A 25,274-nucleotide genomic window follows, 5' to 3' on the forward strand; every position below is an offset into this window, starting at 1 on the left:
TACTTAAAGTCTGCAAGATTGCATTACTTTAATCTACCACAAATTACACAAATTTTCACAAATTAATCTTCTCTAATTTTGTGGAAATTTGTGTAATTTGTGGTTAAAATATTTTTAGACCATAAAGAGATTAAAAAAACATTAATAGCCACAGATTTTATATAATCTGCGGCTATTTTGTTTTTAAGACATTTGAATTATGTAACACTTTCGGTGTTATTTCTCTTTTTAAAACAGATTTTTTTGAATAAATTGCAGTGAATTCCAATCTGAAACCTTCCAAATCCCAAGAAAATCAATCTATGCAAAGCAAAAAAAGTTACATGCCTGTGAAAGTGCTCTTCAGTTATGTGGCACTTCTTGCTTTGGTTGTGACTGTAGGATGGTTTTTATATTCTGAGAACGTGATTTACAACAGACTTGAAGACAAAATCGCATTAGAAAAAATGAAGATTTTAAAAGTCAGTAAATTATATTCGAACGTTTATAAAACGGAGAGTTTGGCCCGAAAAACGATTCAGACCAATTCTGAAAAAGATTTTAAAAGTTACCTTGTAGAAACGGATTCCCTGAAAGCAAGAATCGATACTTTAAAAAATATTGTAACTACAGAATATCAAAAAATATTACTTGATAGCGTCGTTTATTTACTTGGCGAAAAAACAAATAACATTAAACAACTTAAGACGATAAAAAACAAGGGTGATGACGAAGTTTCGGTAAATTCGGCCATTGACGAAATCACCAAAATGGAGTTCAAACTCCGAAAATTAGAACTTCAGGATTTCACCAAAAACCCAAATCAGTTAGGTAGTTATCAAAAAAATGTACTCCAAAAATATGTCGATTATCTCAATCAGAATATTCCAGATGACAGCACTAACACTTTAAGCAAAAAGGCTTCCGATTCCATTTTAGCGAATTCGAAGAAGCTTTTAAGTTCTGTCAAATTACGTGCTGAAAAGAAGAAGGAATCCCTAAACTTTGAAGAGAATAAATTACTGAAAAACGAAATCGCAATCTCGGATCAACTCCGAAAAGTACTTCGAATCATCGAACGGGAAATCATCATTAATTCGATAAAAAACAATTCACTCAAGGAAAAATCACTTAAAAAAGTCAATGAAATTGTAACCGCCTCGGCAATTATTGGTTTATTGCTGACAGTGGTTTTCTCGATTATTATTGTCAGTGATTATTCGAAATCGCAGTTATATAAAAAACAGTTGGAAATTGCCAATTTCAAAACCCGAAACTTATTAAAAAGCCGTGAACAGCTTATTTCGACTGTGAGCCATGATTTAAAAACTCCTTTAAGCACGATTGTAGGCTACACAGAGCTTCTGGGCAATTCTGATGTCAATACCAAACAATCATATTTCATCAAAAACATTAAAAATTCGTCTGAATATATTACGCAGCTGGTTCAGGATTTATTAGACTTTTCTCAAATTGAAGCCGGAAAAATCAGCATCGAGAAGGTGCCTTTTTTCCTCCCTGAGATTATTGATGAAGTTGCCAAAAGCATCCAGACGGTATACAAACAAAAAAACATCGATTTAATAATTAATGTTGATGAAAAACTGAACACGAAAATTGTGGGCGATCCATTTCGATTGAAACAAATTCTGAGTAATATCATCGGAAATGCTTATAAATTCACCGAAGAAGGTTTTATAAAAATAGAAGCAAAAATCGCTGAAGACGAACGTTTTTTTAATGTTACAATTGAAGATTCAGGAATTGGAATCGAAAAAGGAAATCAGCAATTGGTTTTTGAAGAATTTGCTCAGGCAAACGAAAACATCGAAAAGAAATATGGAGGAACTGGTTTAGGATTAGCAATTTGCCAAAAAATAATATCAATTTTAGGAGGGAGCTTGTCGCTGGAAAGTACTTTTGGAAAAGGAAGTACATTCAAAATCCAACTTCCTTTATTATTTAATACTAGCAGTACGCCCACCGTTGAAATAAAAAAACCGAAAATTCGCCATACAAAAACGCAAACTTTTGTTGTAATAGACGATGATATTAATCTTCTGAATCTGACATCTGGTGTTTTAAAACAAGAAAAACATCAGGTTTTATCCTTTAGCAGTGCCGCAAAAGCTTTAGAGGCACTCCAGAATACCAAATTTGATTTTGTGATTACAGATATTCAAATGCCGGAAATGGATGGTTTTATGTTTCTGAAAAAGCTAAAAAATGCAGGAAATAATGTTTATCAAAACCAACCTGTAATTGCATTAACCGGAAGAACAGATCTAGCTTCCGCTGCCTACTCTGAGGCAGGTTTTACAACAGTAGTTCAAAAACCGTATTCACCAAAAATATTATTAGAAACAATTCATCTCATTTTAGAAAATGACACATTGCCTGTTGTTACTATTCATGATACCGAAGAAAAAACCTCGCAACATTTATATTCATTAGACTCTTTAAAAGATTTTCTAGGCAATGATAATGAGGCCCTCAAAGAGGTTCTAAAATCATTTATGGAAAGTACTGAAGAAAATTTAACTTCTATGGAAGCTGCCATAGCCGAAGAAAACACAGCTGAAATAAATGCAATAGCACATAGAATTGCTCCCATGTTTAAGCAAATAGAAGCACGTGAAATTGGAGAGATCCTAAAAGTTTTAGAAAAAAATGATTTTGAAATTTCTGATTTGAAGGATATTTTTAAAGCGCTACAATCAAAAGTAGTGTCGCTTTTTAGAATAGTGCAAAAAGAAGAAAATGTTTAAAAAATATTTGCCTTATTCTTCAATAACGCTTAATCTATATTATACTGCTTTAATTTATTATAAAGTGTCTTTCTGGTAATTTTAAGAAGTTTTGCTGCTTCAGATTTATTATTTTGCGTTTTAGACAACGCATGAATAATGGTTTCTTTTTCATTTTCAGATAATGAAAAAGTTTCGTTAGAACTCTGAAAATTCTGCTTCTGAATTTGAAAAAATTCTGCCGGTAAAACATCACTTTCAATAAAATTTCCACGCGATAATAATGTGGCACGTTTGACACAATTTTGCAATTCACGCAAATTTCCAGGCCAATTGTATTTTTGAAAAATAGCGACCACTTCTAGAGAAAATCCGATAATTTCCTTATTTAATTGCTGATTGGCTTTTTCAAGAAAATAATCAGCAAAAACCATTAAATCTTCTTCACGGTCTTTTAATGAAGGAGAAAGAATCGAGAATTCATTGATTCTATGGTATAAATCTTCTCTAAAGTCACCGTTTTTGACTGCTTCACGCAAATCTTCATTTGTTGCAGTTATGATTCGGATATCGACGTTAATTTCTTTATTGCTTCCAACAGGTTTAATTTTACGCTCCTGAAGCGCTCTCAATAACTGGATTTGATTTTCATAAGAAAGGTTTCCTATTTCATCTAAGAAAAGAGTTCCTCCGTTAGCGGCTTCAAAATACCCTATTTTATCATTGATTGCTCCGGTAAAAGATCCTTTCAAATGTCCGAAAAATTCACTTGCCGCCAATTCTTTTGGTATCGCTCCGCAATCAACTGCAATGAAATTATTATTTTTACGAGTACTCTGGCGATGAATACTTTTGGCTATAATTTCTTTTCCGGTTCCACTTTCGCCAATAATCAATACCGACATGTCTGTTGGACTTACCAATTGAATGTGATCTAATAGCTTTTTGGAAGCGACAGAAATCCCTTTAACAAATTCATTTTCTGAAGAAGTGATTTCTTTCTTTTTTGGAGTTTTTTTCTCTGTTGGAATTTCAGCTTTCTCAGCTTGCAAAGCGTTCGTAATTACCAGTAAAACCTCATCAGGATTAAAAGGTTTGGAAATATAGTCGGCTGCACCATTTTTAATGGCTTTTACTGCAGTATTTACATCAGAATAGCCTGTCATCAGTACAACAGGAATTTCAGGGTTTGAGATTTTAAATTCAGACATAAGTCCGATACCGTCAGAATCTGGCAAGCGCAAATCAGTAAGAATCAAATCAAAAGATTCTTTCTTCAGTGCCAGTCGGGCCTCTTCTGCCGAGAAAGCCACGGTTACAGAGTACGATTTCTTTATTAGAAATTTTTCTAATAATTTACAAAACGAAATATCATCTTCTATCAGTAATATGTGTGGCATCTGTTTTTAGTGACTTTTTAGCTAAAATAATACTATTAAACTTGTATTTTCACAAAATTATGCAAAAAAAAAGAGATTGCACGTCGCAATCTCTTTTTCACCAAAAACATAAATCTAATTCACCTAATTATATTTTCAACCAATTGCCATTGACATCTGAGTAAACAGTAGCCTTTTGGTCACCAACTGATATTTCGAGTTTGTACTCTTTTTTTTCGTTTGCATAAGCTTTCACTAACTTCGCGCCAGGATAAGCTGTTTCTAAAGCTGTTTTAACAACAGCTGGAACTGCATCATTAGCAACTTCTTTATATGCATCCTGAACATTTACAGCAATCTTTACCGCTGCATCTTGTTTAGTTGTAGTTGCATGTATTGATAAACTGCCCAAAATAATTGCGGCTGATAAGATTAACTTTTTCATAATGTTCTTTTTTTAATTATTTTTTAATGATGTTACCGGAAGCATCTGTAAATATAGTGTACTTTTTATCGCCAGTTGCGATCTCCAGTTTATACTCATTCTTTTCGTTTTTATAAGCTTTCTCAAGCTTTGTTCCCGGAAAAGACTTTTCAATCGTAGATTTCACAGCGGCTGGTACAGCATCAGAAGTGATTTCAGTAAATTCCGTTTGAATATTTACTGATACTACCATTGCATTTGTAACAATACTATTTGCGGCATGTATTGACAAACTCCCTAAAACGATAGCTGCCGATAAGATTAATTTTTTCATAATGAGACAATTTTTAAAAAATTAGTGATAATTATTTTTTCAGAACATTTCCCTGAGCATCAGTGTAAACAGTCGACTTTTCGCCTCGAACAGTGATCTCAATTTTATATTCCTTCTTTTCGTTTACGTAAGCTTTTTCAAGTTTAACTCCCGGATAGGCATTATCTAAAGCTGTCTTTATTGCTGCCGGAACAGCATCAACTTCTTTATACTCATCCTGAAATTTTACAGTTTCTGTCATTGTATTTGCTACATCAACAACTCCCGCTTGCATGGACAGCCCTCCTAATAAGATGGCTGCCGATAAGATTAACTTTTTCATAATGATAGTTTTTAGTAGTTAGTTGATTATTTTTTAACCCAAGATCCATCTGCGTTAGCATACAAAGAACCTACTTTGTCTCCTACCGCAACTTCTAATTTATATTGTGAGGCTGCATTTTTGTATGCTTTAGAAAGAACAGCATCCGGATACGCTTTTTTAAGAGCATCTGTAACTGCAGATGGTACTTCTTCTAATTTGATTTCAGTATATTCGTCTTGAATTGAAATAGTTTTTACGATTGTGTTTGTGATTGGCGAAGTTGAAGCAAATGAAGTTAAACTTCCCAAAACGATTGCGGCTGATAAAAATAAATTTTTCATAATAATAGTATTTATTGGTGTATATAATTTTTTAATAGTGTAATTTGAAAGTTGGATTATTTTTTAATCCAGGATCCATCTGCGTTAGCATAAAGAGAACCTACTTTTTCTCCTACTGTAACGTCTAGTTTGTATTCTGATTTTGCATTTTTATATGCTTTTGAAAGTACTGCATCCGGAAATGCTTTTTTCAAAGCTTCAGTAATTGGAGCCGGTAATTCTTCTAATTTAATCTCAGTATATTCATCTTGAATTGAAATTGTTTTTACTATAGAATTTGTTTTTGGCGAAGTGGAAGCGAATGAAGTTAAACTTCCCAAAACAATAGCGGCTGATAAGAATAAATTTTTCATAAAGTATATATTTAGTTATTTAATAGTTGTTTTACGCTTTAGGTAATGAAAATATTATGCCGTAACTAAAATATCATCCGCCAAACCGGATAAACCCTTATTTTTAAGGGCTTAACAAAAACGTGCCAGAAATATGAAAAATGAAAAAGTGTGTAATTCTAAAAAAAAGTGTGTAAAAAGTATACACAATAAGTGTTTACCGAACAAAAAACCCGACAGGTTTTAAAACCTGTCGGGTTTAGAAAGATGCAATAAAATAAAAAAAGGCTGCCCAAAATTGACAGCCTTAATAATTATTCGATTGGATTCATTTTAAAAGTATCCATAAATGCAGTTGTATAATCTCCTGCAATATATCTTGGATCATCCATCAATTGTCTGTGGAAAGGTATTGTAGTTTTCACACCTTCGATTACGAATTCATCCAAAGCTCTACGCATTTTGCTGATTGCTTCTTCACGAGATTGTGCAGTTGTAATCAACTTAGCAATCATCGAATCATAATTTGGCGGAATACTGTAACCGGAATAAACGTGAGTATCTAAACGAACTCCATGTCCTCCTGGCATATGAAGTGTAGTAATTTTTCCTGGTGAAGGACGAAAATCGTTATAAGGATCTTCAGCATTAATACGACATTCGATAGCGTGTAATTGTGGTAAATAATTTTTTCCAGAAATTGGAATTCCGGCAGCCACCATAATTTGCTCACGAATCAAATCGTAATCAATAACTTGCTCTGTAATTGGGTGTTCTACCTGAATACGTGTATTCATTTCCATGAAATAGAAATTTCTGTGTTTGTCCACAAGAAATTCTACAGTTCCTGCTCCTTCGTATTTAATGAATTCAGCAGCTTTTACAGCAGCTTCTCCCATTGCAGTACGCAATTCGTCAGTCATGAAAGGTGAAGGTGTTTCTTCAGTAAGTTTTTGGTGACGACGTTGAACAGAACAGTCTCTTTCAGAAAGGTGACATGCTTTTCCGTATGAATCTCCAACAACCTGAATTTCGATATGACGTGGTTCTTCAATAAGTTTTTCCATGTACATTCCGTCATTTCCAAATGCAGCAGCAGCTTCCTGACGTGCACTTTCCCATGCTTTCAATAGTTCTTCTTCTTTCCAAACGGCACGCATTCCTTTTCCACCACCACCTGCAGTTGCTTTCAGCATAACCGGGTAACCAAATTCTTTAGCTAATTTTTGTGTTTGTTCGAAAGATTCTAATAATCCGTCTGAACCTGGTACACATGGAACTCCTGCAGCTTTCATTGTAGCTTTTGCAGAAGCTTTATCTCCCATTCTGTCAATCATTTCAGGAGCGGCACCGATAAATTTGATTCCGTGTTCCTGACAAATTTTTGAGAATTTAGCATTCTCAGAAAGAAATCCATATCCTGGATGAATTGCGTCTGCATTTGTAATTTCTGCGGCAGCAATGATATTTGACATTTTCAAATACGATAAGTTACTCGGAGGAGGTCCGATACAAACCGCTTCGTCAGCAAACTTTACATGTAGACTTTCTGCATCGGCTGTAGAGTAAACTGCTACAGTTTTAATTCCCATCTCTTTACATGTACGAATTACACGAAGTGCAATTTCTCCTCTATTCGCAATTAATATTTTTTTAAACATCTTTTTAAAATTAGATAATTAGATTATTAGATAATTGGATAATTAGATTTTAAGTACTTTCAAAAAAAGTCTAAAATCTAAAAATCTAACGATCTAAAATTAAGATGGATCAACTAAGAATAAAGGTTGATCAAATTCTACAGGAGACATATCGTCAACAAGAATTTTCACAATTTTACCTGAAACTTCTGATTCGATTTCGTTGAATAATTTCATTGCTTCAATTACACAAAGAACATCACCTTTTGCGATAGTGCTTCCCACTTCAGTGAAAACTGGTTTGTCTGGAGAAGGTTTTCTGTAGAAAGTTCCAATAATTGGAGATTTAATAGTAATGAATTTAGAATCTTCAGCCGGAACAGATGCCTCACTAGTTACATTAACAACAGCTGGAGCAGCCTGAGGAGCGACAGCTTGCGGCAATGCTTGCTGCGCTGGTAATTGTTGTACATAAGTAGTTTCAGTTACGTTTCCTTCTAAAGTTGTTCTAATCGTGATTTTTACATCATCCATTTCTAACTTTACTTCTGCAACTCCCGAATTGGCTACAAATTTGATTAGGTTTTGAATTTCTTTTAAATCCATAATGATTCGTTTTTAGTTTTAATTTATTTCTTATCGTAAGCCCATTTCAGGTAAATAGATCCCCAAGTGAATCCGCCACCAAAAGCGGCAAAAATAATATTATCTCCTTTTTTGAATAAGTGCTCAAAGTCGTTTAATACTAATGGCAAAGTTGCTGAAGTTGTATTACCGTATTTTTCAATATTCATTAATACTTTTGATTCTTCAAGGTTCATTCTGCTTGCAGTAGCATCAATAATACGTTTGTTTGCCTGATGCGGTACTAACCAATTTACATCTTCGTTAGTCAAATTATTTCTTTGAACGATCAATTCGCTTGCATCAGCCATATTAGTTACAGCATATTTAAAAACAGTTTTTCCGTCCTGAATAATATTGTGTTGTCTGTTTTTAACGGTCTCTTCTGAAGTTGGAATAAGAGAACCTCCGGCAGAAATTTTAAGAAAATCGCGACCTACACCATCGCTTCGTAAGTATTCATCTTGTAAGCCTAAGCCTTCATAATTTGGTTCGAATAAAACAGCTCCTGCTCCATCTCCAAAAATAATACAAGTTGCTCTGTCTGTATAATCTACAATTGATGACATTTTATCAGCACCAATTAATAAAACTTTTTTGTAACGTCCTGATTGCACGTAAGCTGCAGCAGTTGACATTCCGTATAAGAAACTTGAACACGCTGCCTGCAAATCGTATGCAAATGCATTTGTAGCTCCAATTTCTGTTGCAACATAAACTCCTGTAGAGGCTACCGGCATATCTGCTGTAGCTGTTGCCATTATAATCATATCAATTTCTAATGGATCAATATTAGCTTTCGCTATTAAATCCTGTGCTGCTTTTATGGCAAGAAACGATGTTCCTTTATCAGCATCTTTAAGAATTCTTCTTTCTTTAATTCCGGTACGAGTAGTAATCCACTCATCATTAGTATCGACCATAGTTTCCAACACTTTGTTCGAAAGTACAAAGTCCGGAACATAGGCTCCAACAGCGGTAATTGCGGCTGTGATTGTATTCATTATATTTTATTATTTCTTTTCAAATACAGCATATTTGAAAAATTTTTAAAAGACTTGAAAATTACAAAAAAAAACGAAATTAATTTGTAGATAATTTCTTAAAAAAAGAAAATTATAACCAACAAAAAAAACTCTCACTATGTGAGAGTTCTAGTATCATTTACAAAAACGTATTAAGCAACCGCTACAGATTTATCAATAACAACTTGCCCTCTGTAATACATTTTACCTTCATGCCAGTAAGCTCTGTGGTATAAATGTGCTTCTCCAGTAATAGGACATGTAGCGATTTGAGCTACAGTAGCTTTATAATGTGTTCTTCTCTTATCTCTTCTTGTTTTCGAGATTTTTCTCTTAGGATGTGCCATTTTACTATATTATTTATCCGTTAATAGTTGCTTTAATTTGTCCCAACGCGGGTCAATATCTTCTTCTTTTTTACTCTCTTCTTTTTCTTCTTTGACTTCTTTTACAGTCAGTTCATTCAGTTTTTTTAAGGCTTCAGTCTGTAAACTTCCGTCTTTTACACCTGGATGAACTCGTTTTAGCGGTACCGAAAGGGCAATCATTTCATAAATGTATTGTGCAACATCTATTTCATGTTCTCCGTGCGGCAAGATCAACAACTCTTCATTATCGTTATTGAATTCATCTCCGAAGCGAACTATTAATTTCATTTTCCCTTTTATAGGAAGATCGAAATCTTCGCCTGTCAGATCACAAGGTACATTTACAGTTCCTTTGTGTTTGAATTCCAACTCTAACATGTTGCTTTTCTTATCTAAAACTAAACTCACTTTGATATCCGAACTTTGAAATTCGTCGTAATCAAAGTTCTCAAAGAACGCGTTACTTATTTGATACTCAAAATGGTGTTTTCCCAGCTTTAATCCCATAAAAGGAATTAAAAATTCTTTTGATTTGCTCATCTTAACATCAATTTGACCAATCGGCATCTAAAACACAGATACCTGAATTGGGGTGCAAAGATATAAAATTATTATAAAACTAATAATCTTATTCACCTTTTTTTGTTTATAACTGTTTTTCTTTTATTTTAAGAGGTTTTTGGCTAATCTCCTCATACTGATTACGCGAATGAAAAATATCAATCGCGAGGTAAACTGCTTCCTTAAAAGAATTATAATCTGCCATGTCTTTTCCAGCAATATCGTATGCCGTACCATGATCCGGTGACGTCCTTATCCTATTTAAACCAGCTGTGTAATTTACTCCTTTACCAAAAGACAACGTCTTGAACGGAATCAATCCCTGATCGTGATATGTCGCTACGATTGCATCATATTTCTCATATTGACCGCTTCCAAAAAAACCATCGGCAGGAAATGGACCAAAAACCATCGTTCCGGATTCAAATATTTTCTTTAAAGCCGGTTTTAAAACCAAATCATCTTCTTTTCCAATTACGCCTCCGTCTCCAGCATGTGGATTCAAACTTAAAACAGCAATTTTTGGTCTTACAATACTAAAGTCCTGAATTAAAGATTTTCTGATTGTTTCAATTTTTCTTGTAATTAATTCTTCTGTCAAATGCGAAGAAACTTCATTCAAAGGAACATGATCCGTCAGCAAACCAACTCTCAAATTATCCTTAACCATCATCATTAATGCATTTCCTTCCAATTCCTGATCCAGATAATCTGTGTGTCCCGGAAATTTAAAATCTTCTGATTGAATATTATACTTATTTATTGGCGCCGTAACTAAAACATCAATCTCACCTTCTTTTAAAGCTTTTGTAGCCGCAACAAATGATTTTATTGCATACTCTCCTATTTTTTCATCGTTGGCACCTAAATTAATATCTACACCTTCTTTCCAAAGATTGAAAACATTAACTTTTCCAGGCAAAACCTGATCTAATTTGTCCACTCCGTGAAACTGAACAGTAGAGGTCATACTTTTTTTAACAAAAGAAAGGATTTTAGCGTTCGCAAAAATAACTGGCGTACACATTTCTAACATACGAGAATCTTCGAATGTTTTTAATATAACTTCGCTTCCAATACCGTTTAAATCTCCAACCGAAATTCCAACAATTATATTTTCTGCTTTTTTATTCATGAGCTCAGATTATTTATTACTAATTTTGATGTGCAAATTTAGTAAAATAAAACAACAATGTTCACAGGAATTATAGAAACCCTAGGAAGGATTCACGAAATAAAAAAAGACCAAAACAATCTACACATAACAGTTGATTCATCAATTACACATGAACTAAAGATTGACCAAAGCGTTTCTCACAACGGAATCTGCTTAACTGTCGTTGCAATAAAAGATACATTTTATACTGTTACGGCAATTCAGGAAACGATTTTAAAAACCAATATTGGCGACTGGGAAGTTGGCGATATCGTGAATTTAGAAAGAGGAATGAAGCTTGGCGATCGTCTTGACGGACATATTGTGCAAGGACACGTGGACCAAACCGGAACGTGTATTAAAATTGAAGAAGCAAACGGAAGCTGGAACTATACTTTTGAATACGACAAAAACCTGAACAACATCACTATAGAAAAAGGCTCCATTACAGTGAACGGTGTAAGTCTTACGGTTGTGAATTCTAAAACAAATGAATTTAGTGTATCTATAATTCCGTATACTTTTGAAAACACGAATTTCAAAAATTTCAAAGTGGGAACCAAAATAAATTTAGAATTTGATGTAGTAGGAAAATATATTTCAAGACTTTATTCTATTAACAAATAATTAGGGAATCCATTTACATAAAAAAAGCTTCAGTTAAACTGAAGCTTTTTTTATTTTATTTTTATATATTAATATTATTCCTAAAACTAAAGCAGCGACTACAAATAGCGTTATATTTTCATCTATAGACGTCTCTACTAAATCTGGAGGACAATCATCACCAACACATGGGTTTGGTGGATCTGCCAAAATATTTGAAACACTTAACAATGTCACAAAAAATGCTAATAGAATAGTTTTTGTCTTCATAAAATAGCCTGTTAAGACTGGGATTTATTTATTCTTCAATAGAAAATTCTCACAAAAAACAAGCTTTTCATTAGAATTCCGTAGCAAATGTATAAGTTTTTTGCATAATTACAACTTATATCCATAAAAAAAGCTTCATAAAATTTATGAAGCTTTTTATACTTGTGGTCCCACCTGGGCTCGAACCAGGGACCACCTGATTATGAGTCAGGTGCTCTAACCAGCTGAGCTATAGGACCGGTTTGAGGATGCAATATTACTACTATTTTTTATTCACTGCAAATATTTTAAGAGATGATTTCCACTTAATTTCAAATTACAACCTCACTACTCTTAAACGCAATTGATTTTCAACGCATTATTTCTAATCCCGAATTGAGATTTTTTTACTTTATTTCCTGACAAAGTTCCACTAAAACTCCATTTGTGTTTTTTGGATGTAAAAAAACCACCAATTTATTATCAGCGCCTTTTTTAGGAACTTCATTTATCAAAACAAAACCTTCATTTTTCAAGCGTTCTATTTCGGCATGAATATCTTCAACATCAAAAGCAATATGGTGAATTCCTTCTCCTTTCTTTTCGAGAAACTTTGCAATTGGACTTTCAGCATTAGTTGCCATCAAAAGTTCGATTTTATTTGTACCCGTCTGAAAAAAGGAAGTCAAAACACCTTCGCTTTCCACCGATTCTTCTTTATAGGACGGAACTCCCAGTAATTTTTCGAATAATATATTGGCATCATTCATGTTTTTCACTGCAATTCCGATATGTTCAATTTTATTTACCATCGTATTTAATTATAAAAACAAAGATACAATTACAACTTATTGGTTAATGTAAGTTTTAAAATAACCGCATTCCGCTATAACATCTTGATAATATTTAGTGTCTGAATAGTCTTTTTTCAGAGTCTTAAATCCATTCCAGGTAATAAAATTAATTTTATCATCCTGAATTTCCCACCAACTACGCACATTATTATACTTATTATTATAGTAGTCATTACGCTCGCATTTTGACAACAAGTATATACATTTTGCCTTCTGCTCTTTCGTGGTTGCCGCCTCAAATGCTTTTTGATAATACATTTTTGAGAGATTGCAATTCGTAATCATTTTTTTCATCGAATCCCGAAACGAATACGGACTTGATCCATAACCAACAATAGCAATTTCGTAAAAGGTCCTGCCGTTTCCAAAATGGGTAATATTATAAAATGCATTTCCTAACAGTAAACTATTCGTATAAACATCCTCTTTTTGAGCGAGTTTATCCTGCATTGCTTTTATAGTATTTAAGAATTCAAGCTGAGAATATTTCTTTTTTTGATAGGCTGCATGTTCGCAATCGTGGCAATCTTTGATATTTCCATTGAATGGATTACCCAGGAAATTATAGTATTGAACCGAATCCGTTTCTTTAATAAAAGCAATTGCTTCCGGAATTTTATTTTTAAATGTTGCCTGAACTGCCTGAAAATTATTAATATCTTTCAATTTTAGACTGTAAATTCCGGCGCCAATTTTTTCGATTTCACTTTTATTCGGCTTTGCCAAAAAACTTTTTATACCCAACAAATTCTTTTCATTATCATAAAAAGCATTGCCATCATTCCAATAACTGTAACGCGATTCACCAAATATTTCAGCCATAACCGCATTTCCTTCTGCTTTATAGAGTGCTGACAAATAACTTCTGCTCCAGGAAGAAGCATTCTGATACCTAAACTCCTGTCCTTTATAAGTTTTCGGAAGTTCCTGATATAACCAATTCAGATCCGTCAGAATTGTTTTTTCATTTTTATCTGTAAGCACATCTATTTTGCTCATATTATTTACAAAGCGCAACAATCGTAATTGATATTTCGCCAACTCTGTTTTAGGCATTATTTTTTCTGCCTTATCAAAATTAGTATCGGCAGTTGCATAATCTCCTTTCAAAGTTTGTAAATACCCCAAAGCAATATTCCATAAATATGGTTTTTCCGTATTTCCTGAAGTGCTAATTTTCAGAACTAAATCAAAAGCTTTTTGATCGATTTTATTTTTGTTGATTTCTTTATTCTCAGCAACCGATAACTTCTTTATCGGTGTATTTTCTTTGGCACTTTCTTCAAACGAATTATTGATATCCTGTTCTTGTCTATTCACCAATCGGGTTAGCAAATAATTCAAGTGTTCACTTTTAGGATTTAATCCATAAATTTTTTCGATTGCTTGTAACTCGTCTTTATAATAACCATGAACTGCCCAAAGTGCTGCTTTCTCGTTATTATCTTTTGCCATAACCAGAGATTTGCTCCAATCTGTTTCGTTTTGAGGATGAAAACTATACGCTGTCACAACCCTCATTTCAGTACATTTATCAAAAACCTGTGCATACAAATAATTCGATTCCGAATATTTTTTCTGCTGATATTTTATTCCCGCCACATAAGCGAGCGCACGGTAATACAAAATATTTTTAGGAACCGATTTTTCTGTTTTATTAAAAAAATCAACAGCCTTTTGTTTATTTGTGCTATAGAAATAAGCTTTGGCAGTTAAAAACCAATATCTGTTTTTCAGAAATGCATCCGAAGTTGTATTGTAAACATTTTCAATAGATTGAATCATTTTCAAATCATTGAAAGTTTTTGCGACGACAGGATCATAACTCCAATAATCTGTACCAATAGAAACAGTTTCTATTTTTTGAGCCAAATATAAAAACTCAATAAAACTTTTAATTTTATCATCCTTAAGATTCAGCTTCTTCCCCCATTTTAAGGAAGTTGCGTTTACTTTTTTGGTTTTAAAGAAAACATGAAGATCTGTAATTTCAGCTTTATTTTTTAAGGCTTTACTTTTATCAGAATACATCGTAGTAAGATCTCCTATCAAAAAATAGCTTACCGTTGCCGTATCCATTTTTGTTTTTAAATAATTCTGCCAATCCGATTTTATCTCTTCATTGAATCTCGAATTATGCTGCGTGTCGAATCCTATTCCGTAAAAAACATCTCCTGACAAAAAAAGCGGCGCATACGATTTATCGGTGAATGTTTCCGGCGTGAAATTAGAATTATATCCAAAAAAATCCCATTCATCTCCACCGGCACAAGCATAAATTATTCCGTAAGCAGCAAATAAAGCAACACTAGAAACAAGAAACAACTTGTTCAAAAATATTCTTTTCATAATTTCTTAAATTGAATTCATCTAAATCGTAAAATATAATTTCGTTTGGAGCTTGAGCCACGTTTTCGCTCAATTCCTCCGCCATTTCCTTTAAATTTTCAGCAGAAATTGCTTCAATTTTCAAGACATCACCTTCTTCATAGAAAATCCCATTTTTATAATTTGGTTTGTTAACTTTAAAAAAAACAGTATTAATCTGCTGAAAGTTATTATCTTTTTTAAGTTCATTTACATTGAGTTTAGAACGTAAACCTATCACTTTTTGATTCCGGATATGAATTGCCCAGGAATAAACTGGCAAAGCAAAATCAAGATGCAACGGATATTTATTGAGGCTTTTCAGATATTTCCCGGCAATCTTTTTATCGTAAATTGAATTCAGGGAATCATTTGAAATAGTTCCCATATTATAAAACATCAAAACTCCGGAATCTACATTTGGAATTTTAGTTTTTTTAAAATACTTAACCTGATGCAGTCGAATTGTTGCTGAGAGTTTTCTATGGGAAAGTTTCTTAAATTGTTCAATAAATTTCAAATAATTGTCTTTACTGGCAAGCGACCAATCGCAATCAATTTGAATTTCGTTTGATTTTATTTTGTTTTCACTATTAATTTCATTCACTAAATGAATCGTTTTTTCAGCCAGATCATCAACATCAAGATTAGACTTCAGCATCACTTTATTTTGGATAAAAATGACCGGAACAATTTCAAATTCATTTATATTCTCCTGAAAATGTATTGGACTAACTGGAATTGGTTCTGTAGTGTTTGCATTTAAACCAATATCAAAGTATCTGATATAAAGCTTACTAACGTTATTATCTTTTAAAACCTCCTTCTCGGTTTCAGATAGCTTAAAGATTGTTTTCCAATAATAAAAAGCAATAATTGGCTTTTCATTTTTACTGCAGGAAATCAGCAAAAAAAACAGAATGCCCAAAAAAGATTTTTTTATCAAAACAAGGAGAAATTATATTTTAACCTCAAAAGTAAGAAATTATATCGAATTTAAAATTCCGGACTAACAAAATAAGAAAAAACTTAAAAGCACTACATTCTAATAAATGGCTAAAAAATTTCAATTAAAGCAAATATAATCGTTATTTTGTGCAATAAAATTCAAAAACTGTTATGTTGAAAAACAACTTAAAATATATTTCATTTTTACTGGTATTTTTAATGATGAGCTGTGCTAAAAGAGGAAGCATTACCGGCGGGTTAAAAGACACTCTGGCTCCTGTTTTAAAATATAGTTCTCCTAAAAATTACAGCACCGATTTTAAAGCAAATGAAATTATTTTGACATTTGATGAATATGTAAAGCTTAAAAACACCAACAAGCAATTGATCATTTCGCCGCCAATGAAGCACGAACCGGTTATTTTGCCAACAACTGCAAGTAAAGAAATTACCATAAAAATCATTGACACTTTACAGCCAAATACTACTTATAGCATGAATTTTGGGCAGAGTATTGCCGATAATAATGAAGGTAACCCGTTAAATCAATTCAAATATGTTTTTTCGACAGGGTCTTATATCGATTCGCTTTCTATTGGCGGAAGCATAAAAGATGCGTATGAAAAAAATGTCGACAATTTTGTTTCGGTTATGCTTTATGAAGTGAATGATAAATTCAACGATTCTGTTGTTTATAAGGAATTCCCTAGGTACATTACAAACACTTTAGATAGTTTACAAACTTTTAAATTAGAGAACTTAAAGGCTGGGAAATATCTTTTGGTTGCATTGAAGGACAAAGGAAGTAATAACAAATTTAATCCTAAAGATGACAAAATTGGTTTCATCAAACATTACATTACGGTACCAAATGACACACTTTTTGAATTAGAACTTTTCAAAGAAACCCAATCTTTTAAAGCATTAAAACCGATACAAGCTTCAGGGAATAGATTATTTCTTCCCTTTGACAGCAAGCAGGACTTTACCAATTCTAAACCTAAAATTGTCCTTAAAAACAAGGATGAAATTCTGGAATCGGTCGTGACTAGATTTCCTAAAAAGGATTCATTGCAAGTTTGGTACAAACCGATTAAAGTCGATTCTTTATCGATGGAAATCAGCAAAGAAAACTACAGCAAAAAGTTCACATTTAAAATAAAAGACCAGAAAAAAGACACGCTAAATATTACCACTTTACAAAATGGAATTCTCAATTTCAGAGACCGATTCACATTAGAAACGGCAACTCCGTTGGTTAAATTCGACAAATCAAAAATCAAACTAATCAACAAAGATTCTGTCGCTGTAGATTTTACGACCGAATATGATGAATTTGACCAAAAAATGTATATTGATTTCAAAAAAGAACCTTTACAAAAATACAAGTTCACCTTCTTGCCGGGAGCACTAACTGATTTTTACGACAAAGCAAACGATACGCTAATCTATAAGTTAAGCACTAAAGAATATTCCGATTATGGCAATCTAATTTTGAATTTAAAAAATGTAAAACGCTTTCCTATTATAGTCGAGATCACAGATAAAAAAGGAGATGTTGTACTTGAAAGCCAATACTCTGAAGGCGAAACCAAACTTACATTCGATTTAGTAGAACCCCACACTTTTACGCTTAGAATAATTTACGATGATAATAAAAACAAAATCTATGACTCAGGAAATTTCTTAAAGAAAACCTATGCCGAAGAAGTATTCTATTATCAAAAGGAAATTGATGTCAGAACAAATTGGGATGTAGATGAAAGTATTGATATGAGTATCCCTTACAATCCTGAACTGGAGAAAAAAGAAGACAAGATAAAGAAACAAAAAGAAGCTAAAAAGAACAAGTCTGCGTTTTAAATTTTAATTTCAAAAACATCTTTATCGCTCAAAAAATTAAGCTTTTTTCGAGTTTCCAACAGTGTAATTTTATCAAGTTCAACAATAAAAACACCTTCCGTTTCTTGTGGCTCTAAAATATAATTTCCAAGGGAATCAACCACTTGCGAATGTCCGATGTGTTCATAATTATGCGCATCGAAACCAACTCTGTTTACACCAACAACGTAAGTCAGGTTTTCTACAGCGCGTGCTTTTAATAAAATATCCCAGGCATTTGTACGAACTTTTGGCCAATTGGCAACATATAAAAGCAGGTCATAATTTTCGACGTTTCTTGCAAAAACCGGAAATCTTAAATCGTAACAAACCTGCAGGCAAATTTTCCAGCCTAAATAATCAACAATTACTTTTTCGTTTCCATGCGTATAGATTTTATCTTCGCCGGCAAGTGAGAACAAATGGCGTTTATCATAATGCTGCATTTCTCCTGACGGAAAAACAAACAACATTCGGTTATAAAACTGGTTATTTTCAGTAACAATCAAACTTCCTGTAATCGCACATTTCCTTTGTTTTGCAATAGTCTGCATCCAAAGAATTGTTTCGCCTTGCATTGTTTCGGCAACAGCTGAGGCATTCATTGTAAAGCCAGTAGAAAACATTTCAGGCAGAACAATCAAATTAACTTCTGAATCAATTTGATTAATCTTCGCCTCAAAACTCTTTCTGTTTTCAGAAGGTTTTTCCCAATAAAGGTCTGATTGAACAACTGCGATTTTCATCTTTTAAATTTATAGGTTTAAAACTTAAATAAGAACCAAATCCGGGAAAGCCTTTTTATAAGGCTGTATTTTTTGATTATTAGGTTCAACTTCTGTAATTACATAATTCACTTCAGATAAGTTTGCAATTTTCATTTTTAAGACCGTATTCAACTTTTCGGTAATCGTAATAATTGCCGTTTTTTTAGAAGCCTGTATCATAGCTTTTTTCACCTGAACCGTTTCCCAATCCGAGTCAGAGTAACCTCCGACGATATCCAGGGCATTTGTACCTAAAATCAGTAAATCTGCTTTGATATTCGCTAAATGATGAAATACTTCGCCGCTCACACACATTTGACTGTAAGAAGATATGCTTCCCCCAATCATGATCACTTTAATATTTGGTTTATCCAGAAGCTGGACTGCTGTTACCACTGTAATCGTAAAAATAGTAAGTTTCAGATCATTTGGAATTAACTGGATAAATTCTCTAATGGTAGTTCCGCCATCCAGCAATAACACCATACCATCATGTAATAAACTGACAGTTTTCTGAGCAATAATCTGTTTCGACTCAATTTCGTAAGTCTGATTAGAAGACGCGTAATGATAGCCTTTTGTCATGGCGCCGCCTTTCACTTTAATCAACAACGATTCAGATTCTAATTCGTTAATATCACGTCTTATCGTATCCTCTGAAACTCCAAGCTTAGCAGAAAGTGTTTCAAAGCTTACACGAGTATGCAGATTGATCTCTTTTAAGATGTGATTTTTCCGTTCTTCTTTAGTATAATTTATCAGATCATTATCAGCCATTCCAATTCGTTTTTAAACACAAATGTAAAACAATTAGCGGAATATTTTTCCGAAACATAATGTGCCTTTTTCGAATTAAAACATTGTTCATTCTAAATTCTTTTGTCCTCATTATCATAATGATATACTAAAAAAATATTGCTGTAAAAAACTCAGCTATAGATTTAAATTCTTTCAACTTCTTTCTTAAGCCTAAACCAAAAAAGTCTTTTTATGGTGTTTTTTAAGCTTATAATATCAATTTAACCCGCAGAGTTCTAATTACTTTGCCCCAAAAATTTGTTTCCTTTTCATCTATACAGATAGATTAAAAAGAGCCAATTTATTTTAAGGTCGAAATTAATTGCAAACCATTTTTAAGAAGTACAAATTATTATGTTCAAGTTTTATAATCAGAAAGACAGAGGTAGATATGGCTAATACAAACCCGATAAGTGATCCTATAATGGATAAAAATAAAAATAATTAAATCGTAATTTATTATGCAAAAATGTTTACTTAAATTTATTAATAGAAGTGGATTAAGACTAAAGCTATGCTTAGTTTTCTTTTTACTTCTTTTTAGCGTTAAGGAAGTAAGTGCCCAGAACTGTACTGCCAATTCAGGGGGAGATAAAACAATTTGCGTTAGTTCAACAACCTTAAATGGTTCTGTAAACGGAACTTTAGGGGCTGGCGGAGCTACATGGACATTTGTCTCAGGGCCTGGTGCCACACCAACAATTAGTTCTCCAACTTCTTTGGTTACAAATGTTAGCGGAATGACGCAAGATGGGGTTTATACCTTTAATCTTTCTTACCCTTGTGGTTCAGGAACTTCAAACTCTCAAGTGAAGATTACAGCGCACCCGAAACCGGCCAGCTTTACAGCCGGACCTGATGTAACGGGTATATGTGCTACTACTATTGGAACAACTACTTTGGCAGGTGTGATACCGTCCGGTTTTACAGGAAAATGGACGATGAAGAACATAGCGGAGAATACGAATGGAGGAAATGCAACTTTTAGTAGTACAACTTCAGCAACACCTGTTTTTTCCTTAATTAAAAAGACTGGCCATACCGAAGACCCTGCTTATATAGCTACGTTAACAATCACCTCATTAGATGGAGGATGTACTTACAGTGACGATGTTATTATTAAATTTTGTCCTGATCCGAAAATAAGCCTACCTAATAAGGATGAGTGTATCTCTGGTAATTCTACCTATGTGCGTCTTCAAACTACCGGTTCTGTTTTTGATAATACAAATCCTTTAGCTGCGGGATATGGAGCAACCGTGACTTTTAATGTCGTTAGTCAACCTGTGGGAGGTCATTTGGCAAAGGGGGATATAGCTTATCTAGAAGATTTTGGAGGTTATGAATTGGAATTGACCGGATTAGATGTTCCAGGAACGTATGTTTATACTATTACGGTAAGCACTTGTTGTGGCAGTTATACCACGCCTCCGGTTACATATGTTAATAGAGGAAGCGTGGCCAATTGGGTTAAATTCGAACCGTCTGGACATGCCAGACCTGAACAATTTGACACCACTACTGATGGTTATGAAAATTCAGGAGAGGAAGTTCACTGTGGATTTGAAAATAAGACTACTCCGGAATCATTCTATTTTAATTTAGCAACTGGGGATTCCCCATCAATTATCAGTACCGTTAGCGCTACGGATATTCCTCCTGGAGCAAGTACACCTACTATCACTGTAACGGGTGCTGGTACAATGAGTAGAACAGTAACCGTAAACCCAGGGGCAGGCGGTTGGAAAATTGGAACTTACCGATTTAAGATAACTAACACTGTAACTTCGAGTTGTCCAGTGGATGCTTTTTATTATATACATATATCTGACGGGAAGCGAGCTTCTTTTAAAGTTGATGATGTTTCTAAATGTCTTACGTCAATTCCTACATCTGCTACTATTACTCTGCCCGCGGTATTTTCAGGAGTGGTTAATGCTAGTTATTACAAATCCACTTTCGCAAATTATGATTTTTCTAAAGTGTCCTATCCTCCAGGTGCTGCTGATTTGGTTTTTCCTACTGCTAACACAAATGATGCCTCAACTGTAATCAATAACTTTACAGTACCGGGAGATTATAAGATTAAAATGACTCTCACTGGAGCTGCAGCTGGTGTAATACAACAAGAATATGCCTGTTCAGGGATTGCAACCCCAGTAGAAACTACTTTTACGGTTCATATTGCAGAAGCAATAAATGCAGCTGCTGGTGCAGATCAAAATTTTGCCTGCTCGTCTACTGCTGGCTTACAAGGAAATAGCCCGGGATTTGGTACAGGAAAATGGTCTTTAGTAAGTATGCCGGCAGGAGCAGCAACGCCTACGATAATCGATCCTAACAATTATAAAACTGGTTTAACTGGTATTGATAAAGTTGGACTTTATACTTATAAATGGAGTTTAGAGCCTTGTAGCAGTTCTGATCTGGTAACAATTAATGTACAGAATTTATCTCCACTTGAACCAGTTCTATCAGTAGTTCAGCCAACGTGCAGTACGGGTAAAGGTACTATTACAGTTACTAATCCGTTACCAAGTGCAAATTATACGTATAGTATTGATGGAGGATCATTCCAAAGCTCGAATATATTTTCGAATTTGTCGCCGGGATCTCACGCGGTAGTGGTAAACTCTGCATCTAATGGTGCATGTCCTGTTTCTGCGGCAACAGTAGTTGGTATTGTGGCCGGGACAGGAACATGTACACTGGATACAGATTTGGCTGTTACCAAAACTGTGAGTAACGCGACACCATCAGTGGGAACCAACGTTACTTTTACCATAACGGCAAGCAATAACGGACCAAGCGATGCCACTGGAGTAAGTGTTGCCGATGCATTGCCATCAGGATATACATTGGTAAGCGCAACTCCAAGCAAAGGAACCTGGTCATCACCAAACTGGACCATAGGCAGTTTGGCAAACGGAACAAACGCAACCTTAACGGTAGTGGCTACGGTTAAAGCCACCGGATCGTATGCCAACACGGCTACAATCACGGGAACCGAGCCAGATCCTACACCAGCAAACAATACCGCTACAAGAACACCAGTACCAGTGGCAAGTACGGATTTACGAGTTATTAAAACGGTTGATAACGCTACCCCATCAGTGGGAACCAACGTTACTTTTACCATAACAGCCAGCAATAACGGACCAAGCGATGCCACGGGAGTAAGCATTGCCGATGCATTGCCATCAGGATATACATTGGTAAGCGCGATTCCAAACAAAGGAACCTGGAGCGCACCAAACTGGACCATAGGCAGTTTGGCAAACGGAGCAAACGCAACTTTAACAGTGGTTGCTACGGTTAAAGCCACCGGATCGTATGCCAACACGGCTACAATCACGGGGACAGAGCCAGACCCTACACCGGGAAATAACACAAGTACAAGTACACCAGTGCCAGTGGCAAGTACCGATTTACGAGTTGTTAAAACGGTTGATAACGCTACCCCGTCAGTGGGAACCAACGTTACTTTCACCATAACAGCCAGCAATAACGGACCAAGCGATGCCACGGGAGTAAGTGTTGCCGATGCATTGCCATCAGGATATACATTAGTAAGCGCGACTCCAAGCAAAGGAACCTGGTCATCACCAAACTGGACCATAGGCAGTTTGGCAAACGGAGCCAACGCAACCTTAACAGTGATTGCTACCGTTAAAGCTACCGGATCGTATGCCAACACGGCTACAATCACGGGGACAGAGCCAGATCCTACACCGGGAAATAACACAAGTACAAGTACACCGGGATCAGTGGCAAGTGCAGATTTACGAGTTGTTAAAACGGTTGATAACGCTACCCCGTCAGTGGGAACCAACGTTACTTTCACCATAACAGCCAGCAATAACGGACCAAGCGATGCCACGGGAGTAAGTATTACCGATGCATTGCCATCAGGATATACATTGATAAGCGCGATTCCAAACAAAGGAACCTGGAGTGCACCAAACTGGACCATAGGCAGTTTGGCAAACGGAGCCAACGCAACTTTAACAGTGATTGCTACGGTTAAAGCTACCGGAGTGTATGCCAACACGGCTACAATCACGGGAGCCGAGCCAGACCCTACACCGGGAAATAATACCGCTACAAGTACACCAGTGCCAGTGGCAAGTACGGATTTACGAGTTGTTAAAACGGTTGATAATGCTACCCCGTCAGTGGGAACCAACGTTACTTTCACCATAACAGCAAGCAATAACGGACCAAGTGATGCCACGGGAGTAAGTGTTGCCGATGCATTGCCATCAGGATATACATTGGTAAGCGCAACTCCAAGCAAAGGAACCTGGTCATCACCAAACTGGACCATAGGCAGTTTGGCAAACGGAGCCAACGCAACTTTAACAGTGATTGCTACCGTTAAAGCCACCGGAGTGTATGCCAACACGGCTACAATCACGGGAATCGAGCCAGACCCTACACCGGGAAATAACACAAGTACAAGTACGCCGGGATCAGTAGCAAGTGCAGATTTACGAGTTACCAAAACTGTTAGTAACGCTACCCCATCAGTGGGAACCAACGTTACTTTCACCATAACAGCAAGCAATAACGGACCAAGCGATGCCACTGGAGTAAGTGTTGCCGATGCATTGCCATCAGGATATACATTGGTAAGCGCGACTCCAAGCAAAGGAACCTGGTCATCACCAAACTGGACCATAGGCAGTTTGGCAAACGGAGCCAACGCAACTTTAACAGTGATTGCTACCGTTAAAGCCACCGGATCGTATGCCAACACGGCTACAATCACCGGAACTGAACCAGATCCTACACCAGCAAACAATACCGCTACAAGTACACCAGTGCCAGTGGCAAGTACGGATTTACGAGTTGTTAAAACGGTTGATAACGCTACCCCGTCAGTGGGAACCAACGTTACTTTCACCATAACAGCAAGCAATAACGGACCAAGTGATGCCACGGGAGTAAGTGTTGCAGATGCATTGCCATCAGGATATACATTAGTAAGCGCAACTCCAAGCAAAGGAACCTGGTCATCACCAAACTGGACCATAGGCAGTTTGGCAAACGGAGCCAACGCAACTTTAACAGTGATTGCTACCGTTAAAGCTACCGGAGTGTATGCCAACACGGCTACAATCACGGGAATCGAGCCAGACCCTACACCGGGAAATAACACAAGTACAAGTACGCCGGGATCAGTAGCAAGTGCAGATTTACGAGTTACGAAAACTGTTAGTAACGCTACCCCGTCAGTGGGAACCAACGTTACTTTCACCATAACAGCCAGCAATAACGGACCAAGCGATGCTACAGGCGTAAGCATTGCAGATGCATTGCCATCAGGTTATACATTGGTAAGCGCGACTCCAAGCAAAGGAACCTGGTCATCACCAAACTGGACCATAGGCAGTTTGGCAAACGGAGCCAACGCAACCTTAACGGTAGTGGCTACGGTTAAAGCTACCGGAGTGTATGCCAACACGGCTACAATCACCGGAACTGAACCAGATCCTACACCAGCAAACAATACCGCTACAAGTACACCAGTGCCAGTGGCAAGTACGGATTTACGAGTTGTTAAAACGGTTGATAACGCTACCCCGTC

The 25,274-nt window shown here is 35.4% G+C and carries 21 protein-coding genes, 1 tRNA gene and 1 pseudogene; 4 read left to right on the plus strand and 19 right to left on the minus strand.

Annotation, left to right across the window (positions count from 1 at the left end; translation table 11 throughout):
• Nucleotides 1–302 precede the first annotated feature (302 nt).
• Complete coding sequence (locus J2X17_RS16660; protein ID WP_310300492.1) at nt 303–2,747, plus strand: ATP-binding protein; 2,445 nt, start codon at nt 303–305, stop codon at nt 2,745–2,747.
• Between the two features lie 29 nt (nt 2,748–2,776).
• Here J2X17_RS16660 and J2X17_RS16665 read toward each other — a convergent pair whose 3' ends face one another.
• From J2X17_RS16665 to pdxA, 12 genes are all read right to left on the minus strand, one after another.
• Nucleotides 2,777–4,126: a sigma-54-dependent transcriptional regulator gene (locus tag J2X17_RS16665; RefSeq protein ID WP_310300495.1), complete on the minus strand. Its 1,350-nt coding sequence runs from the start codon at nt 4,124–4,126 to the stop codon at nt 2,777–2,779.
• 127 nt (nt 4,127–4,253) lie between these two features.
• Nucleotides 4,254–4,550 carry a hypothetical protein gene (locus J2X17_RS16670; protein ID WP_310300497.1) on the minus strand — a complete coding sequence of 99 codons (297 nt, stop codon included), beginning with the start codon at nt 4,548–4,550 and terminating at the stop codon, nt 4,254–4,256.
• 16 nt (nt 4,551–4,566) lie between these two features.
• Nucleotides 4,567–4,863 carry a PepSY-like domain-containing protein gene (locus tag J2X17_RS16675; RefSeq protein ID WP_310300500.1) on the minus strand — a complete coding sequence of 99 codons (297 nt, stop codon included), beginning with the start codon at nt 4,861–4,863 and terminating at the stop codon, nt 4,567–4,569.
• 31 nt (nt 4,864–4,894) lie between these two features.
• Nucleotides 4,895–5,185, minus strand: coding sequence for a hypothetical protein (locus tag J2X17_RS16680; RefSeq protein ID WP_310300503.1), 291 nt, complete (start codon nt 5,183–5,185; stop codon nt 4,895–4,897).
• A gap of 26 nt (nt 5,186–5,211) precedes the next feature.
• Nucleotides 5,212–5,508 (minus strand): hypothetical protein, encoded by a 297-nt coding sequence (locus J2X17_RS16685; RefSeq protein ID WP_310300505.1) that lies wholly within the window; start codon nt 5,506–5,508, stop codon nt 5,212–5,214.
• A 56-nt stretch (nt 5,509–5,564) separates the two neighbouring features.
• Nucleotides 5,565–5,861, minus strand: coding sequence for a hypothetical protein (locus J2X17_RS16690; protein WP_310300508.1), 297 nt, complete (start codon nt 5,859–5,861; stop codon nt 5,565–5,567).
• Between the two features lie 293 nt (nt 5,862–6,154).
• Nucleotides 6,155–7,501 (minus strand): acetyl-CoA carboxylase biotin carboxylase subunit, encoded by a 1,347-nt coding sequence (gene accC, locus J2X17_RS16695; protein ID WP_072969753.1) that lies wholly within the window; start codon nt 7,499–7,501, stop codon nt 6,155–6,157.
• 99 nt (nt 7,502–7,600) lie between these two features.
• The gene (gene accB / locus J2X17_RS16700; RefSeq protein WP_310300511.1) at nt 7,601–8,086 is read right to left on the minus strand and encodes an acetyl-CoA carboxylase biotin carboxyl carrier protein; all 486 of its coding nucleotides are present in this window, start codon (nt 8,084–8,086) and stop codon (nt 7,601–7,603) included.
• A 23-nt stretch (nt 8,087–8,109) separates the two neighbouring features.
• Nucleotides 8,110–9,108, minus strand: coding sequence for a beta-ketoacyl-ACP synthase III (locus J2X17_RS16705; protein ID WP_310300514.1), 999 nt, complete (start codon nt 9,106–9,108; stop codon nt 8,110–8,112).
• 173 nt (nt 9,109–9,281) lie between these two features.
• Complete coding sequence (gene rpmF / locus J2X17_RS16710; RefSeq protein ID WP_007137315.1) at nt 9,282–9,476, minus strand: 50S ribosomal protein L32; 195 nt, start codon at nt 9,474–9,476, stop codon at nt 9,282–9,284.
• A 9-nt stretch (nt 9,477–9,485) separates the two neighbouring features.
• Complete coding sequence (locus tag J2X17_RS16715) at nt 9,486–10,037, minus strand: YceD family protein (RefSeq protein WP_074660790.1); 552 nt, start codon at nt 10,035–10,037, stop codon at nt 9,486–9,488.
• 106 nt (nt 10,038–10,143) lie between these two features.
• Nucleotides 10,144–11,193, minus strand: a complete 1,050-nt coding sequence (gene pdxA / locus J2X17_RS16720) for a 4-hydroxythreonine-4-phosphate dehydrogenase PdxA (protein WP_310300517.1) — start codon at nt 11,191–11,193, stop codon at nt 10,144–10,146.
• Between the two features lie 57 nt (nt 11,194–11,250).
• On the opposite strand from pdxA, the gene J2X17_RS16725 reads away from it, so the two are divergent.
• The gene (locus tag J2X17_RS16725; protein ID WP_310300519.1) at nt 11,251–11,841 is read left to right on the plus strand and encodes a riboflavin synthase; all 591 of its coding nucleotides are present in this window, start codon (nt 11,251–11,253) and stop codon (nt 11,839–11,841) included.
• A gap of 33 nt (nt 11,842–11,874) precedes the next feature.
• Here J2X17_RS16725 and J2X17_RS16730 read toward each other — a convergent pair whose 3' ends face one another.
• The 5 genes from J2X17_RS16730 to J2X17_RS16750 form a co-directional block, all read right to left on the minus strand.
• Entirely contained in the window at nt 11,875–12,090 is a 216-nt protein-coding gene (locus J2X17_RS16730) for a hypothetical protein (RefSeq protein ID WP_310300522.1), read from the minus strand.
• Nucleotides 12,091–12,255: 165 nt separating this feature from the next.
• Nucleotides 12,256–12,329 (minus strand) — tRNA-Ile (locus J2X17_RS16735).
• A gap of 147 nt (nt 12,330–12,476) precedes the next feature.
• Entirely contained in the window at nt 12,477–12,881 is a 405-nt protein-coding gene (gene mce, locus J2X17_RS16740) for a methylmalonyl-CoA epimerase (RefSeq protein ID WP_310300525.1), read from the minus strand.
• A 36-nt stretch (nt 12,882–12,917) separates the two neighbouring features.
• Nucleotides 12,918–15,272 carry a hypothetical protein gene (locus J2X17_RS16745; protein WP_310300529.1) on the minus strand — a complete coding sequence of 785 codons (2,355 nt, stop codon included), beginning with the start codon at nt 15,270–15,272 and terminating at the stop codon, nt 12,918–12,920.
• The gene (locus J2X17_RS16750; protein WP_310300531.1) at nt 15,232–16,218 is read right to left on the minus strand and encodes a hypothetical protein; all 987 of its coding nucleotides are present in this window, start codon (nt 16,216–16,218) and stop codon (nt 15,232–15,234) included. Before J2X17_RS16750 ends, J2X17_RS16745 begins: the two co-directional genes overlap by 41 nt.
• 191 nt (nt 16,219–16,409) lie before the next feature.
• Between J2X17_RS16750 and J2X17_RS16755 the strand changes: the two genes are divergently transcribed.
• Entirely contained in the window at nt 16,410–18,101 is a 1,692-nt protein-coding gene (locus tag J2X17_RS16755) for an Ig-like domain-containing domain (protein ID WP_310300533.1), read from the plus strand.
• On the opposite strand, the gene J2X17_RS16760 is transcribed toward J2X17_RS16755, so the two are convergent.
• Together J2X17_RS16760 and J2X17_RS16765 are read right to left on the minus strand one after the other, a co-directional pair.
• A complete protein-coding gene (locus J2X17_RS16760; RefSeq protein WP_310300536.1) occupies nt 18,098–18,865 on the minus strand; it encodes a nitrilase family protein in 768 nt (255 codons plus the stop codon). The genes J2X17_RS16755 and J2X17_RS16760 overlap by 4 nt on opposite strands.
• Before the next feature lie 24 nt (nt 18,866–18,889).
• Nucleotides 18,890–19,663 carry a DeoR/GlpR family DNA-binding transcription regulator gene (locus J2X17_RS16765; protein ID WP_310300538.1) on the minus strand — a complete coding sequence of 258 codons (774 nt, stop codon included), beginning with the start codon at nt 19,661–19,663 and terminating at the stop codon, nt 18,890–18,892.
• Between the two features lie 482 nt (nt 19,664–20,145).
• On the opposite strand from J2X17_RS16765, the pseudogene J2X17_RS16770 reads away from it, so the two are divergent.
• Nucleotides 20,146–25,274 (plus strand): annotated as a pseudogene (locus tag J2X17_RS16770) (DUF11 domain-containing protein); the annotation flags it as partial.

Source organism: Flavobacterium aquidurense, assembly GCF_031458035.1.
GTDB classification, from domain to species: Bacteria; Bacteroidota; Bacteroidia; order Flavobacteriales; family Flavobacteriaceae; genus Flavobacterium; species Flavobacterium aquidurense_C.